Source organism: Streptomyces sp. NBC_00669 (assembly GCF_036226785.1).
Taxonomy (GTDB): domain Bacteria; phylum Actinomycetota; class Actinomycetes; order Streptomycetales; family Streptomycetaceae; genus Actinacidiphila.
In genome coordinates, this window is record NZ_CP109018.1 from 270641 (window position 1) to 285863 (window position 15223).

A 15223-nucleotide genomic window follows, 5' to 3' on the forward strand; every position below is an offset into this window, starting at 1 on the left:
GGGGCAACGGACTTCGGCGGAAGGTCGGCGGGAGATCGGCCGCGAGTGCCGCGGACCGCCCGGGGAGCGAGACGCGATGGAGACCGAAACGTTGCGCTGCCGCCCTCTGGGCGGACGACCATGCACGTATGGGTCATCCGGCGGGGGCGGTCCCGGGCGCACGTGCTCCGGGCCGCGGATGTGCGACCACCTTCGTGGTCGCGTTGGGAGTGGTGTGCGCGCTGCTCGGCTACATGTGGTGGGATTTCGACCACCGCTTCCACCGGCCGCCGCCCGACGTCGCCGCCTTCGCCCGGGCCGACGCCACCCGGACGGCGGGCGCGAGCGCGGCGCGGGCCGACAACGCGCTGCTGAAGAAGCTGAGTTCGGCCGTACCCTGGGCGGTCCCGCTCGGCACGTCGGTGGCGGACTCGTGCACGTCGATCAACCAGGGTTCGTTCGGCGGAGACCGCTGGTCGCCGATCTCCTGCACCCGGTCCACCGTGCTGTACGCCGCGTTCGACGGCGAACTCCACACCCGCCTGCACCAGTTGGACACCGCGATCGACACGCAGGGCTGGGCCGGCACCCCGTCGGGAGGGCCGCCCGGCACGCTGACGGCGATGGCCACCTGGATGGGACAGGTCGGCGGCGACCCGCCGTCGGGGACCGCGACGCCGAGCCCGTCGGCCTCCGCGCCGAAGCAGATCGCTCTGTTCGTGCGGTACGACCGCCGGTCGAACGGCACGCTCGACACCGCCGCCCAACGCGCCCAGCCGCGCCTCCAGGTGGGCGTCGCCGGACGCCCGTACTCGCCCTTCGCCAGCACCGGCGACAACCAGGCGCTGGACGGACCGCCGACGCGGCTGGCGAGCGAAGGCACCGTCTACCGGGCCTGGCATCCGCTCTCCACCGACGCGGTGGCCCGGTCCGCGTACGTCAGCCACCACTACGTCGTCGCCTTCTCGATCACTTCCGCCTACATCGCCGAGACCGTCCCCACCACCCCTCCGTACCGGCCGCCGACCGGCAACGGCGTACCGCCCTGCTACAGCGGCAGCCACTGCCCCTGAGGCGAAGCCGCGCCGCCCCACCACCCGCGCGGCCCTCCGCCAATCCACCCTGCACACAACGCAGTCGACCCGCGCGGACGTCGTGAGCATTGACACGGGCGGCGCACCGGGCCAAATATGGGAGCGCTCCCACACGCCCTACCGGCAGACCCGCACGCCCCCCACGTCCCGCCTCCCGAAGGTGAGAACCCCGTGCCCGTCCTCGTCCGCAGACACCTGTCCACCGCGCCCTGGCGGCGCCGGCTCGCCGCGATGGCGTCGGCCACCGCGCTCGGCGCCGCGCTCCTGGCCGGCGGCGCCACGGCCGGTGCCGCCACCGCCGCCGCCACAGGCACGGCCGGCTCCCCCGACCCCGCGGCCTCCTCCCCCGTCGACGTGACCGTGAACGCCGACGAAGGGTTCGGCACCATCCCCGGCACCGCGTACGGGCTCAACAGCGCGGTGTGGGACGACCAGATGAACGTCCCCCAGGTGCAGGACCTGCTCCAGGCCGCGAACGTCGGGATGCTGCGCTATCCCGGCGGCTCCTACGGCGACATGTACCACTGGCAGGACAACTCCGCGCCGGGCGGATACGTGGCGCCGGGCACGGACTTCGACGCGTTCATGGGCACCGTGAAGAAGATCGGCGCGCAGCCGATGCTGATCGCGAACTACGGCTCGGGCACCCCGCAGGAGGCGGCGGACTGGGTGAAGTACGCCAACGTCACCAAGGGGTACGGCGACAAGTACTGGGAGGTCGGCAACGAGGTCTACGGCAACGGGCACTACGGCTCCGGCTGGGAGATCGACGACCACGCCGACACCTCCCCGACGGCGTACGCGAACAGCGTGGCCCAGTACGCGTCGGCGATGAAGGCGGTGGACCCGTCGGTGAAGGTCGGCGCGGTGCTGACGCTGCCGGGCAACTGGCCGGACGGCGTGATGGCCGCCGGGGAAAGCGCGGACTGGAACCACACGGTGATCCCGCTCATCGCCGGCCACGCCGACTTCGTGATCGTGCACTGGTACCCGGGCGGTTCCGACGCCGCCACGATGCTCGGCGAACCTACCCAGCTGACCGGTGAACTGGCCCAGCTGAAGGACCAGTTGGACCAGGCCGGGGCGGGCGCACTGCCGATCGCGCTGACCGAGGTGAACTCCGACGTCGACGAGGACACCCAGCCGGACGCCCTGTTCGGCGCCGACACCTATCTGACCGCCCTGGAGAGCGGGGTGTTCACGGTGGACTGGTGGGACACCCACAACGGCCCGCAGGCGATCAGCACCGCGCCCGACGGCGCGACGGACTTCGACGACTACGGCATCCTGTCCAGCGGCACCTGCGTCGGGGACGTGTGCGAGCCCGCGCTCAACACGCCGTTCCCGACCTACTACGCGATCAAGATGCTCAGCGAACTCGGGCGGCCCGGCGACCAGTTGGTGGGCGCGGGCACCACGAGCGCGCTGGTGTCCGCACACGCCGTGCACCGCGCGGACGGCTCGCTGAGCGTGCTGCTCATCAACAAGGACCCGTCGAACTCCCAGCACGTCGCCCTCCACTACGCCGGGTTCACCCCGGACCCGGCGTCCGCGAGCGTCGCGCTCTACCGCGACGAGGCCGACTCCATCGACACCTCGACCACCGGCGACCCGAACTCCGCGACGCTGCCGCCGTATTCGGTCACCACGCTGACGCTGCGCGCCGCCGCCGGCAGCGCGTCGGCGCTGTCCGCACCGGGCGCCCCGAAGGTGACGGCGGCCGGCTCCACCACGGCCACCGTCTCCTGGACCCCCTCGGCGGGCGGAACCGCCGACCGGTACGAGGTCTACCGCTCCGACGGCACCACCAGCGAGCTCCTGGCCACCTCCACCGGCACCTCCGCCACCGTGGCCAACCTGACGCCCGGCACCACCTCCACCTGGAACGTGCTCGCCCGGGACGCCGCCGGACGGCTGTCACGGCCCTCGGACCCGGTGACGGTGCGCACCGGGACCCCGGCGGACTCGACCTGCCGGGTGTCGTACCGGCTCACCGGCGGCTGGGGCAACGGCTTCAACGCGGACGTCAACGTCACGAACACCGGACCCGTACCGATCACCGGGTGGACGCTGGCGTTCACCTTCCCGAGTGGCGCGGACGAGTCGGTCACCGGGTTCTGGAACGCCGAGCTGAGCCAGTCCGGGCGTACGGTGGTGGCCACACCGGTGGACTGGAACGCCACGCTCGCCGCGAACGGCGGCAACTCGGCGGACTTCGGGTTCACCGGGGCGAACAGCGGCGCGTATCCGCCGCCGACCGTCTTCACCTTGAACGGCACGGTCTGCACGACCACCTGAGCCGCCGTCATGTGGTGCCGTGCGGCATCCGGCCGGCGCGGCCGAGCGTCTGGGATGATCACGCCATGCTCCAGGTATGCCTGAACGGCGCCAGAGACCGATCCGAGTGCGAGTGGCTGCCGGTGACGCCCCAGCAGCTCGGCGACGCGGCCGCGGAGGCCGTCTCCCTCGGCGCCCGCTCGATCCATATCCATCCCAAGGACGAGAAGGGGGCGGACACGATGGCGGCGGTGAGTGTGGACGCCGCGGTCGCGGCGGTGCGGGCGTCGGCGCCCGGCGTTCCGATCGGCGTCACCACCGGGGAGTGGACCGAGCCGGACCCCGAGCGGCGGGCCGCGCTGGTGCGGTCCTGGTCGGTGCTGCCGGATCACGCGTCGGTGAACTGGCACGAGGAGGGGGCGGAGGTCGTCGCTGACGCGTTGCTGTCGGTGGGGATCGGGGTGGAGGCGGGGGTGTACTCCGGGACGGATGCGGCGGTCAGGTTGCGGGGGTGGCCGGGGGTGGGGCGGGTGGTGCGGGTTCTGGGGGAGGTGGTCGAGCGTGATCCGGAGCGGGCGGTGGGGGTGGCGGAGGAGTTGCTGCGGGAGTTGGCGGGGTTGGGTGGGCTGGATCGGGTGGGGAGGGGGGTGCTGCTGCTGCATGGGGAGGAGGGTGGGGCGTGGCCGGTGTTGAGGGTGGCGGCGGGGAGGGGGCTGGATGTGCGGATCGGGGTGGAGGACACGTTGGTGTTGCCGGACGGGAGGGTGGCGGAGGGTAATGGGGTGCTGGTGCGGGCTGCGCTTGAGGAGGTGGCGGGGGCGGCGCGGTGAGGTTCGGCGACGGTGGGCGGTGAGGTTCGCCGGGGCTCCGGTGGCGGGGTTCGAGACTGCATATTTACGGCGCCTGCGGGGGGTTTCGTTGCCTGATCCTTCTTCCTCGCGCCACAAATATACGAACGTCTCGAACCCCGCCCCCTGCGCCCCGGCTTCCGTCTCTCCCGCGGCTCCAGGGTGGCGCACCGAGGTGAGGGGGCCGGGGGTGGGGGTGGGGGGGTGGGGGGGTGGGGGTTCGGCAGGGTGGGGCCCCGGGCCGGGGTGGTCTGGGCGGTGGGCGGCTTGGGGGGTGGTCTGGGCGGTGGGTGGCCTGGGGGCGGTTTGTGCGGAGGGGGGCCTGGGGTCAGGGGGCCGTGGGGGGTGTGCGGGTGGTGGTCCAGGTGAGGAGTTGGGGGGCGGTCCAGGTGGTGAGGATGCGGGGTGGGGGGATGGCGGCGGATTCGGCGCGGGCGCAGCCGTTGATCTGCCAGTCGAGTTGGCCGGGGGCGTGGGCGTCGCTGTCGATGGAGAAGAGGGTGCCGAGGTCGCGGGCGAGGGTGAGGAGGTGGGGGGGTGGGTCGAGGCGGTGGGGGCTGCTGTTGATCTCGACGGCGGTGCCGGACTGGGCGCAGGCGGCGAAGACGGCTTCGGCGTCGAAGGTGGACTCGGGGCGTTGTTTGGCCTCGCCGATCAGCCGGTTGGTGCAGTGGCCGAGGACGTCGACGAGGGGGTTGGTCACGGCGGCGATCAGGCGGCGGGTGAAGAGGGGTGCGGGCATGCGGAGTTCGGAGTGGGCGGAGGCGACGACCAGGTCGAGGCGGTCGAGGAGGTCGTCGCGCTGGTCGAGGCCGCCGTCGGAGAGGATGTCGCACTCGATGCCGGTCAGCAGCCGGAAGGGCGCGAGGCGTTCGTTGATCTCGGCGACGACGTCGAGTTGCCGGAGCAGCCGGTCGGCGGTGAGGCCGCGGGCGACCTTGAGGCGGGGGCTGTGGTCGGTGAGCACCATCCAGGAGTGGCCGAGGTCGCGGGCGGTGCGGGCCATCGCCTCGATCGGGCTGCCGCCGTCGGACCAGTCGGAGTGCACGTGGCAGTCGCCGCGCAGAGCGGCGCGCAGTGACCGGCCGGCGCCGTCGGCGGGGGGCGCGGGCTGGTCGCGTTCGAGGTCGGCGAGGTAGGCGGGGGTGCGGCCGGCGCATGCCTCGGTGATGACCGTGGCGGTGGTCTTGCCGATGCCCTTGAGGTCGGTGAGCCGGCCGGTGCGGGCGCGCTGGTGGACCTCGGCGGGCGGGAGTGCGGCGACGACGTCGGCGGCGTTGCGGAACGCCCGGACCCGGTAGGCGGGTGCGAGGGCGCGTTCCAGCAGGAAGGCGATCCGGTCGAGTGCCTCGATGGGCTCCATGGTGGCGCTGTTCCCGTCCGGCGCCGCGGCTAACGGCCGAGCGGGTGGGCGTCACCCGCTCGGCCGCGGCGCCCGTACCTCTGCCGGGCGCCCGTACCTCTGCCGGGGGCGCGCGGGCAGCGCCGGGGTGCGGGTCACGCCTTCGGTACGTGCAGGGCGTCCCAACTCTCCTTGCCTGGAGGCCACTTGAGGGCGGCTCCGGTCCAGCCCTTGTGGTGGTCGGTGCTGTACTTGCGCTGCCATGCCTCGTAGGAGGCGATGTCGCCGGAGCCGATGACGTCCTTGTTCGCGGTGCTCTTGTAGTGGTCGCAGCCGACCGCGACCAGGCGGGCGTGCATCGCGGCCACGATTGGGGACTTGCGGCCGGCGGTGAACCAGGCCGCGCCCGGGAACGCCTCGTAGCTCGGGGCGCCGCCCGACGTGCTCTTCGCGGCCCAGGTGGTGAGCGCGGCGGCGTCGGCGAAGTGGGCGACGTTGCGGTCCATGCCGTCGGTCGAGCTGTACTGGTGGATGGTCCAGGCGTGCTCCACCCGCGGGTGGCCGGCTGCCGCGCCGGGGTCGGCGATCCACAGGCCGTCGCCGCAGAAGGAGGTGGTGTCGCGGTGCAGCCAGAAGTCGAGGTTGCAGTAGAGCAGCACCCGGTGGGCGGCCGACGCCTTCTGCAGCGCCTTGATGAAGGCGTCCTTGTCCGCTCCCGACACGCCCGTGTCCTCCCAGTCCATGGCGAGGATGTCACCGGCCTTCACCCCGGCGTGCTGGAGGAAGTAGGTGACCTGCGTGGCCATGCTGCCGGGCCGGGCGAAGTGGTAGTGGCCGACGGCCACGCCCGCGGCCCGGGCGTGGGCGACCTGCGCGGCGTGCTTGGGGTTGACGTAGCTGGTGCCCTCGGTGGCCTTGACCATGACGAAGCCGAGGCCGGAGGTGCTGTAGGTGCTGGACTGGTAGGACGCGACGTCGATGCCCTTGACGGTCATGGGCGGCCTTTCACTCACGTGGTGCTGTGCGGTGGTTCGTCCGTGGGTTCTCGTAGGGACACGGGTACGGGTGGGTGGGGGTACGGGTGGGTGCGGGCGGTTCGCCCGGTGCTCCGGCTCAGTGGACGCTCCCCACGTCGAACGTGCCGCCGCAGACCACGGGATCACCCGTGGCCAGGGTCATGGCGTCCTTCGACCCGGGCGGGTACGCCTTGAGCAGGGTCGGCCTGCGCCAGCAACTGTCACCGTTGACCCCCTGGTTGAGCGTGTGCAGGTCCGCCTCGACACTCGCGCCCGGCTTGAGGCCGACCGCGGCGCCCCGCGGCCCCTCCCGGCCGGCGGGCTTCCCTATCGTGCTGCCGTCGCCGCGGATCAGCGACACCCCCGGGAAGCCGTCGAGGACGCAGGTGCGCGAGGAGGTGTTCGTGAATCGCAGGGGATAGTACATCTGGCCCGCACCCGGGTCGCCGCGGCCGAGCCGCATCGTCAGGTCGGTGACGGTGCATCGGCTGCCGGCCGCCTCGGGCCGCGCGGCCGTGGACTGCGGCGCGGACGACCCCGGTACGGCGGACCGCGGTGCGACCGTCCCCGCCGTCGCGGTCGATCCGGGCGCCGCGCTGCCGCTCGGGGCCGCGGCACCGGAACCGCCCGCCGGGCTCGCCGCCGGCGACGTCGACCGCGCGGACGTGTCCGACACCTTGCCGCTGTTGCCGCACCCGGCCGCGCCGAGCGCCAGCATCGCGACGGCCGCCGCGGCGAACGGGGCCGTACGCGCCAGGGGGTGCCGTCCGGCGGCCTTCCTTCGGCTCTGCGATGACGTGGTACGCATACCTACCCGGTTCTCGCCCCGCGCCCCTTCGAATCACCGCCGCCCCGAATTGTTGCCGTATCCGCACATCCTGTACGCCCCGTTCGAACCCCGCCCCCCGTCCGTGCGACGTCAGTTGTCGAACCAGACGGCCAGCCGTACGTTCCCGCCGCCGTGGACGGCCGCGAGGGTGCGCATGACCGTCCACACCGGGGCCCACTCGCCGTCCGCCGGGACGGCCTCGCGGCGGGTCATCCGGGCGACCCGGAAGCAGCGGCCGCCGGAGACCCACTGTGCGCCCTCGGGCCGACCCGTCGTGTCCTGGAACGACTTGCCGGCGAGCTCCCAACCGCCCCCAGGCCCGGGGACGTACTCGTGCACCCGACCGTCCACCCGGTCCGCGGCTTCGTCCCAGTCGACCGCGGCCAGCTCCGGCCAGCCGATCCATGTCGGGCTGTGGTGGAGGTCGGGGAAGGACTCGAAGTCCTGGCGGACGTGGTCCGACACGTCGTGGGGCAGTCCGCGCCCGGCAGCCAACGGCCGAAACCCGGCGTGGTTCCGCACGCCGAACAGGCAGCCGAACGTGTCGTAGTCCCGCCCTCCGTACAGCATGTTCAGGTCGATCGCCGGGTACCAACTCGCGTCGTCCTCGTCGAGCGTGCCGTAGGTCAGCCGGCACTCGACGTACCCGTGGATATCTGCGCCCATGGGGCCGATCATTCCCCGGCCCCAGCCGCCGGGCCAAGCCGTTTTCCTTGCCCCGCGGGGCCCGTCGTACGGCGGAGCCGGTGGCGGCGCGAACGCCCGACACGCTTGCGGAGCAGCGGAGTTGAGGGCCGTCGCGGCGGCGGGCGGCCGGGCCGGACGAGGGGGCTCGTCCGGACCGCCGGTTGTTGCTGGGGGGCTTCCTACAGGTCGAGCTGGTACTGGAGGGTCGTGTGGGTGGGCGTGTAGCCGAGGCTGTCGTTGACGCGTCTCATGGGGGTGTTGCTGTCGGCGGTGTCGGTCAGGAGGCCGCCGAGGCCGGGGTGTTCCGCGCGGGCCTGGCGGATCGACTCGGCCTTCATCCAGCGGCCGAGGCCGTGCCCGCGGTGCTCGGGCAGCACCGCGGTGCCGTAGTGCTGCCCGTCACCCAATCCACCGCCGGGGACGACGAGTTCGGTGAAGCCGGCGATCGAGTCGTCGCGGGTGTCGAGGGCGACGACGGTGTGCAGGTGGTCGCCGCGGTCCGCGACGGCCTTCGCCACGGCCCGCACCCGGTCCACGTCCCAGGTCATGGTGCCGTAGTCGGTGTCGTCCATGGGCATGTCGTCCATGGCCCGGCGTGAGACGGCGAAGGTCGGGGCGAGGTGGTCGGGGACGGTGCCGTGCCATGACGCCAGCCGGTAGCCGGGGTGCGGGTGCGCGACGACCGCGGCGAGGGCGGCGTCGTCCACGTCGGCCAGCGGCAGCCGGGCGAAGCGCAGGGTCAGGACCTTGCGGAAGCCGCGGGCCGGCAGGAAGCGCTCGCCGGGTGACCCGGCCTCGGCCTGCGCGATCACGCAGCGTCTGGCGTCGTCCCGGGCGGCGGCCACGGCGGTCTCCAGGAGCCGCGAACCTACGCCCGCGCGCCGCTCCACGGGGTGGACGCCGAGGGTCAGTTCGGCCAGGTGCTCCTGCCCGGGATCGGTGAACAGCCGCAGGAAGGCCGTGCCGAGGGGGATGGAGTCGGCGTCGGACGCCAGCCAGGCGAGACGTCGGCTGTGCGACCCCTGCGCGGGGTCGGTCAGTGCGGTGATGTGAAACGACAAGGTGTCTCCGTCGTGAGTGTGAGGAGGTGGGAACGGTCGGTACGCGGACTCACCTGCTGGTCACTCCTGCGCATGGGCTCCACACCTCCTGGTCACGACGGTGCCGGTCCGGAAGGGCCCCGGAAGGACCCCGGAACGACATGGACGGCCGGGCGAACCTAACCGCTCCCCCGGCCCCCGGCAAGTGGTTAACGGTCCGCCGGACCGGGAAGCGCGTGAGCGTGCGGCGCACGCGACTTGGCGCACTCCGCACTGTTCGGGGCCGCCACCCACCGGCGATGATCGGATACGTGGCCGGTGGACGGGCGACCCTCCGTCACATCGGCGCGATCAGACGGCACCACCCAGGGAACGCCATGCTCACCACCGTGCTGGACACCACCCACCTCCCACCCTCCGACCGGGCGGCGGCCTGGGTGGAGACCACGCAGCAGGCCCTCATGGCCACCCGTATCGACTTCCTCTCGCCCGACCGGATCAGCGCCCGCATCCGGACCATGGCCCTCGGACCGGTGCAACTGTCGGTGATGTCGTACTCGCCGCTGAACTCCCGGCGCACCCCGCGGCTCATCCGGCAGTGCGACCCCGAGCAGTACCAGCTCGCGCTGACCCTCGCCGGACAGCAGAGCATCGAACAGGCCCGGGCGTACGCCGCGCTCGGCCCCGACGACCTGCTGCTGTACGACAGTTCACGTCCGTTCAGCGCCACCGCGGGTCCGGACCCGGCGGGGGCCAGGGTGCTGCTGCTGCAGTTCCCCCGGCGCCTTCTGCCGCTGCCGGAGCGGGCCGTCGCGCCGCTGTGCGGACACGCGCTTCAGGGGCGAACGGGCGTCGGGCGGCTGCTCTGCCAGATGCTGACCGGGCTCGCCGACGCGCACGCCGATCTCACGTATCCGGACGGCGCGCGACTCGGCGGCACCTCGCTCGATCTCACGGCGGCCCTGCTGGCCCACCACGCGGACCGGCCGGCGCTGCTTCCGGCCGAGTCGCGGCAGCGCGAACTGTTCGAGCGGATCAGCGACTTCATCACCGCCCACCTGCACGATCCGGGGCTCACGCCGGGCGCCCTCGCCGCGGCGCACTTCATCTCCACGCGCTATCTGCACCGCATCTTCCAGCTGCACGGCAGCACCGTCGGCGACGTCATCCGTCAGCAGCGCCTCGCCCGCTGCCGCCGGGATCTGGCCGACCCCGCCCAACGCGCGGTCCCCATCGGCGCGATCGGGGCACGCTGGGGATACCCGCGGCCCTCCGACTTCACCCGCGCCTTCCGCGCCGCCACGGGAATGTCGCCCAGCGAGTACCGCGCCTTGTGCGCCCGATGATCACGAAGTAGGGTCCCCGAGCACGTATGGGGAGATCATCGCAGGTGGGGGATATGACGGACGAGAAGGGCGCGCCCGCGAAGGGCGCGAGCGCGTGGGGGCAGGCCGTGACGGCCGTGGTACTGGTGGGGGTGCTCGCGGTCGGTCTGTGGACCGTTCAGAGGACGTCGTCGTCGCACGGCGAGAGCGCCTCGCCGCCGGCCACCTGCTCGGGCGGGCGGTCCGCGACGACGTCGACGGGGGCCGCGGAGGAGGGCGCCACGGACCGTGCCACGGACCGCGCCAAGGACGGCGCGAAGGGCAGCGCGAACGGTGGCGCGAAGAAGGCGGCGAAGGCGCCCCGGCAGGCATCCGGGCTGCAACTGTGCGAGGCGCTGAACCGTCCCGACCTCGCCGACATCCTGGGCACTCCGGGCGAGACGGCGAAGTCCGCGAGCGGCAGCGACGGCGCCTTCACGTCCCCCGGCGGCCACAAGACCGCCACGCCCTCGGCCCGCGTGGAGTTCGGCACCTACACCGTGAACCTGGCGGCCAGTTACGACCGTATGCCGGTGACCGAGTACGCGTCCCTGCTCGGGGCCGGCGACGACGCGCGGCGGCAGACGGTGCTGGGCCGCACCGCGGTCCTGTACGCGGACCGCACCCTCAGCATCAGCTTCCGGCTCGACGGGAGCGACTCCGACAGCCGCCCGGGCGTCCCGGCGCGTTCCCTCGCCGTCGCCCTGGACGCGAAGGACAGCGGCGGCTCGTTCGAGTTCACCCTGTGGCGCACGGACGGCGGGGCGGCGGACGACGCGGCGCTGCTGAGCGTCGCGCAGAAGGTGCTGCCCACCATCCCGGGGTGGACCACCGAGGGCTGAAAGCCGCGGGCGCGTGCTCCGCGCCCGGTCGTGCCGACGCAGCGTCTGGAGGGCAACCTCCAGGCGCTCTTCGTCTGCTGCGCCCGAGTCCGCTCCGTTGTGACGCACCTCTCATCGCGTTGCGCCTCCACACCCCCACCCCGAAGCGGAATCTCCATTCCTCATCCGCTACCCTCCTAGGATCGGAATGAGTATTCCGCTTACGGAACGGGAACCGAGGGAGCTTTATGGCCACGACGGAGCGGCGTACACATCATCAGGTCACGTTCGCGGTGCTGGCGGCGGCCGTCGCCGCGTACGCGCTGCTCCAGTCGCTGGTGACACCGGTGCTGGGCGTGATCGCGGTGGACCTGCACACGAGCCAGAACACCGTCACCTGGGTGCTGACGGCGTATCTGCTCTCGGCGTCGATATTCACGCCGATCATGGGCCGCATCGGCGACATGGTCGGCAAGGAGCGCGTGTTCGTGGCGACCCTGGTCGCCCTGTCCGTGGGATCGCTGCTGGCCGCGCTCGCCACCAACGTGACGGTGATGATCATCGCCCGGGTCATCCAGGGCATCGGCGGCGGCGTGCTCCCGCTGGCGTTCGGGATCATCCGCGACGAGTTCCCCAAGGAGAAGCTGAACGGCGCGGTCGGGGCGATCGCCTCGCTCAGCGCTGTCGGCGCGGGCCTGGGCATCGTGCTGGCCGGCCCGATCGTCAACGCCCTTGACTACCACTGGCTGTTCTGGCTGCCGATGATCCTCACCGTCGCCGCGGCGGTGGCGGCCCACTTCTTCGTGCCGGAGTCGCCGGTGCGCACGGAAGGCAGGATCAGCTGGCTGCCCGGCATCCTGCTGTCGGCGTGGCTGGTGGCCCTGCTGGTCGCGCTCAGCGAGGCACCGGACTGGGGCTGGGGCTCGGCCAAGGTGATCGGGCTGATCGTCGCCGCCGCCGTGCTCGCGGTCGCCTGGGTCATGGTGGAGCAGCGCTCGGCGTCGCCGCTGATCGACATGGGCATGATGCGGCGTACCGCGGTGTGGACCAACAACCTGGTCGCCCTGCTGATCGGCGTCGGGATGTACGCGGTCTTCGCGTTCCTGCCGGAGTTCGTCCAGACCCCGTCGAGCGCCGGCTACGGCTTCGGCGCGAGCATCACCGCGTCGGGTCTGATGCTGCTCCCCTCGACCGTCACGATGTTCTTCGTCGGCATGTGGTCCGGCCGGCTCGCCCGGCTGATCGGCGGCAAGGCCGTCGTCGTGATCGGCTGCCTGGTCGGCGTCGCCTCGATGGCCATCCTCGCCTTCGCCCACCAGGACAGGTGGGAGATCTTCGTCGCCACCGGCGTCATGGGCATCGGCTTCGGCCTGGCCTTCGCGGCCATGTCCAGCCTGATCGTCAACGCGGTGCCGCCGGAGCAGACCGGCGTCGCCAGCGGCATGAACGCCAACATCCGCACCATCGGCGGCTCGATCGGCGCCGCCTTGATGGCCAGCATCGTCACCGCCGACACCGGTGCCGGCGGCCTGCCCAAGGAGGCCGGCTACACCCACGGGTTCGCCATGCTGGCCGGCGCCCTGGTCATCGCGACGCTCGCGGCGACCCTCATCCCCTCCGCGCGGCGCCGCGCGGGCGCGAACGACGAGCCGGAGCACGGCGAGTTGGCCATGGTGGCGGGCGGGACGGTCGTCGGCGACAAGTCGGAGTGACCGGACCTCATGGAGCGCGGCCCGGCGACGCCGGCGGGTCCGGATCGGGGCGGCCGTCGGTCGTCCCCGTCCGGGCCCGGCCCACAGCCCGGCGCCGTAGGCTTCGGCCCGGGCACGTGGACCCGTGAAGGAAGTGGTGAGCATGGCGGTACGGGACGACACCGGCCGGCCGATGCGCCGGGACGCCGCGCGCAACCACCAGTTGATCGTCGAGGCCGCCCGCGAGGTCCTCTCCGAGTTCGGTACGGACGCGACCATGGAACTCATCGCGTCGCGTGCCGGAGTCGGCGTCGGCACGGTGTACCGCCGCTTCCCCAACAAGGAAGCGCTCGTCGACGAGTTGGTGCACCTCATCCTCGGCGAACTCGACGAGGCCGCCACGAAGGCGCTGGCACGCGGCGACGGCACCGGGCTGGAGCACTTCCTGCGCGTGCTCGGGCAGTCCTACAGCGACCACCGCGGCTACGCCCGCGAACTCGTCGGCCGCGCCGGCATCGAGCGCGGCGCCGACCGGTTGCGCCGGCTGATCGACGAACTCCGCCGGCAGGCGCAGGATCACGGGCACATCGGCCCCGACATCAGCCTCGGCGACGTCCTGGCGACCGCCTGGGCGCTCCGGGGCATCATCGAGACGACCGGGTCGGTGGCTCCGCACGCCTGGAAGCGCCACCTGGACATTCACCTGGCCGGGCTGAGGTCCGCCGGCCCGCCGAGCGACAGGCCCCCCGTCAGCACCGCCGATCTGGTGCGCATCAGCCGCAGTACGTCCTGACCCTCCCGCGGCCCGCCCCGCGGCCCGACCCGCGGCCCCGCCCCGGAGAACGGTCACGGGAGCGGCCGCGTGAACGGCCCCCCGGACGCCGAACGCCGGACGGTCAGCCGAGCCGCGCCAGGTGAGCGTCGAGGACCCGCACCGCCCAACCGGTGTCCTCCTCCGGGTCCTGCCGGACGAGGTGCAGCGCCAGACCGTCGACCAGCGCGTGCAGCCGCTCGGCCTCGACGGGGACGTCGGCGGCGGCCACCCGCACGGACCGCACCACCCGCTCGCACAGCGCGCGTTCGTCCCGGTGCACGCTCCGGAAGGTGTGGCGCAACTCCGGGTCCGTCATCGCCGCGGTGCCGAACGCGAGGCAGACCTCCATCTCCAGCCGGCGCTGCGCGTCCAGCGGCAGGAGTTCCAGCAGCACCAGCCTGGCCCACCGGTCGTCGTCGGGGGAGATCGCCGCGACGCGGGCCATCAGGCGCTCCGCGACCATCTCGTACGCGCCGATCCGCACGCTCGCCTGGGTCGGGAAGGTGTAGCGCAGCGAGCTGGGCGGCAGCCCCGCCTCCGCGGCGATCCTGCGCACCGACAGCGCCTGGATGCCGTCGCGCACCAGGACGCGCCAGGCCGCCTCGGAGACCAGGCGGTTGCGTTCTTCGGCGTCGAGCACGCGGGGCATGGCGCCATGGTCGCACAGTCGTACGGGAAACGTGCTATACCTGGTTTCAGTACAGTCGTACGAGAACGACTGCGCGAACGATTGCGAGGAGCGACGTGACGTGGATCGTCCTGATCGCGTCGGGGGTGATGGAGGCCGTCTGGGCCAGCGCACTCGGCGCGACGCAAGGGTTCCGGCGCCTTTGGCCGACCGTCGCGGTCGTGGCCGCGATGGCCCTCAGCATGGGCGGGCTGGCCTTCGCCATGAAGACGCTGCCCGTCGGCACCGCCTATTCCGTCTGGGTCGGCATCGGTGCCGTGCTGACCGCCCTGGTGGCCGCCGCCCGCGGCCAGGACCGGCTCACCTCCCTGCGGGCGGCACTGCTGGCCGGCCTGATCGGCTGCGTCGTCGGACTGAAGGCGGTGAGCTGAGTGCCCTGGCTCGTCCTGTTCTGCAGCTCGCTGCTGGAGGCCGTCTGGGCCACGGCGCTGGGCGCCAGCGACGGCCTCACCGAGGCCCTGCCGACCCTGGTCTTCTTCGCCACCCTGGCCATCAGCCTGACCGCCCTGTCCTACGTGGTGAAGCACATCCCGATCAGCGTCACCTACGCGGTCTGGAGCGGGTCCGGCGCCGCCGGCACCGTCCTCTGGTCCATGGCCACCGGCCACGAGACCGTCAGCGGCCTGAAGCTGCTCTTCCTCACCGGCATCATCGGCTGCATCGTGGGGCTCAAACTGGCCAAGCCGCACTCCGGTGACGCCGGCTCCGCGTGAGTCCCCCGCCCGCCGCGTCC

15 protein-coding genes are annotated in these 15223 nt (G+C 72.6%); 9 read left to right on the top strand and 6 right to left on the bottom strand.

The window, feature by feature from the left end:
• Window positions 1–194: 194 nt before the first annotated feature.
• The 3 genes from OG896_RS01110 (at window position 195) to OG896_RS01120 (ending at window position 4180) form a co-directional block, all read left to right on the top strand.
• On the top strand, window positions 195–1052 hold the full coding sequence (locus OG896_RS01110; RefSeq protein WP_329361481.1) for a hypothetical protein: 858 nt from the start codon (window positions 195–197) through the stop codon (window positions 1050–1052).
• A 192-nt stretch (window positions 1053–1244) separates the two neighbouring features.
• Window positions 1245–3371, top strand: a complete 2127-nt coding sequence (locus tag OG896_RS01115) for a cellulose binding domain-containing protein (protein ID WP_329361483.1) — start codon at window positions 1245–1247, stop codon at window positions 3369–3371.
• Between the two features lie 65 nt (window positions 3372–3436).
• Window positions 3437–4180 carry a 3-keto-5-aminohexanoate cleavage protein gene (locus OG896_RS01120; protein WP_329361486.1) on the top strand — a complete coding sequence of 248 codons (744 nt, stop codon included), beginning with the start codon at window positions 3437–3439 and terminating at the stop codon, window positions 4178–4180.
• A 346-nt stretch (window positions 4181–4526) separates the two neighbouring features.
• Here OG896_RS01120 and OG896_RS01125 read toward each other — a convergent pair whose 3' ends face one another.
• The 5 genes from OG896_RS01125 to OG896_RS01145 form a co-directional block, all read right to left on the bottom strand.
• A complete protein-coding gene (locus OG896_RS01125; RefSeq protein ID WP_329361488.1) occupies window positions 4527–5561 on the bottom strand; it encodes a PHP domain-containing protein in 1035 nt (344 codons plus the stop codon).
• Window positions 5562–5695: 134 nt separating this feature from the next.
• Window positions 5696–6535 carry a GH25 family lysozyme gene (locus OG896_RS01130; RefSeq protein WP_329361490.1) on the bottom strand — a complete coding sequence of 280 codons (840 nt, stop codon included), beginning with the start codon at window positions 6533–6535 and terminating at the stop codon, window positions 5696–5698.
• A gap of 118 nt (window positions 6536–6653) precedes the next feature.
• A complete protein-coding gene (locus OG896_RS01135) occupies window positions 6654–7364 on the bottom strand; it encodes a DUF4232 domain-containing protein (RefSeq protein ID WP_329361491.1) in 711 nt (236 codons plus the stop codon).
• Between the two features lie 111 nt (window positions 7365–7475).
• On the bottom strand, window positions 7476–8051 hold the full coding sequence (locus OG896_RS01140; RefSeq protein ID WP_329361493.1) for a hypothetical protein: 576 nt from the start codon (window positions 8049–8051) through the stop codon (window positions 7476–7478).
• Between the two features lie 200 nt (window positions 8052–8251).
• Window positions 8252–9133 carry a GNAT family N-acetyltransferase gene (locus OG896_RS01145; protein ID WP_329361494.1) on the bottom strand — a complete coding sequence of 294 codons (882 nt, stop codon included), beginning with the start codon at window positions 9131–9133 and terminating at the stop codon, window positions 8252–8254.
• A gap of 356 nt (window positions 9134–9489) precedes the next feature.
• On the opposite strand from OG896_RS01145, the gene OG896_RS01150 reads away from it, so the two are divergent.
• From OG896_RS01150 to OG896_RS01165, 4 genes are all read left to right on the top strand, one after another.
• Window positions 9490–10458: a helix-turn-helix domain-containing protein gene (locus OG896_RS01150; RefSeq protein WP_329361496.1), complete on the top strand. Its 969-nt coding sequence runs from the start codon at window positions 9490–9492 to the stop codon at window positions 10456–10458.
• A gap of 53 nt (window positions 10459–10511) precedes the next feature.
• Complete coding sequence (locus OG896_RS01155; RefSeq protein WP_329361497.1) at window positions 10512–11318, top strand: DUF6215 domain-containing protein; 807 nt, start codon at window positions 10512–10514, stop codon at window positions 11316–11318.
• A gap of 227 nt (window positions 11319–11545) precedes the next feature.
• Window positions 11546–13009 carry an MFS transporter gene (locus tag OG896_RS01160; protein WP_329361499.1) on the top strand — a complete coding sequence of 488 codons (1464 nt, stop codon included), beginning with the start codon at window positions 11546–11548 and terminating at the stop codon, window positions 13007–13009.
• 142 nt (window positions 13010–13151) lie between these two features.
• Entirely contained in the window at window positions 13152–13781 is a 630-nt protein-coding gene (locus OG896_RS01165) for a TetR/AcrR family transcriptional regulator (RefSeq protein WP_329361500.1), read from the top strand.
• A 103-nt stretch (window positions 13782–13884) separates the two neighbouring features.
• Here the strand turns inward: OG896_RS01165 and OG896_RS01170 are convergent, their stop codons facing one another.
• Window positions 13885–14451: a TetR/AcrR family transcriptional regulator gene (locus tag OG896_RS01170; protein ID WP_329361502.1), complete on the bottom strand. Its 567-nt coding sequence runs from the start codon at window positions 14449–14451 to the stop codon at window positions 13885–13887.
• Between the two features lie 95 nt (window positions 14452–14546).
• Between OG896_RS01170 and OG896_RS01175 the strand changes: the two genes are divergently transcribed.
• A complete protein-coding gene (locus OG896_RS01175) occupies window positions 14547–14861 on the top strand; it encodes a DMT family transporter (protein WP_329361504.1) in 315 nt (104 codons plus the stop codon).
• Window positions 14862–15203, top strand: coding sequence for a DMT family transporter (locus tag OG896_RS01180; RefSeq protein WP_329361506.1), 342 nt, complete (start codon window positions 14862–14864; stop codon window positions 15201–15203).
• Window positions 15204–15223 lie beyond the last annotated feature (20 nt).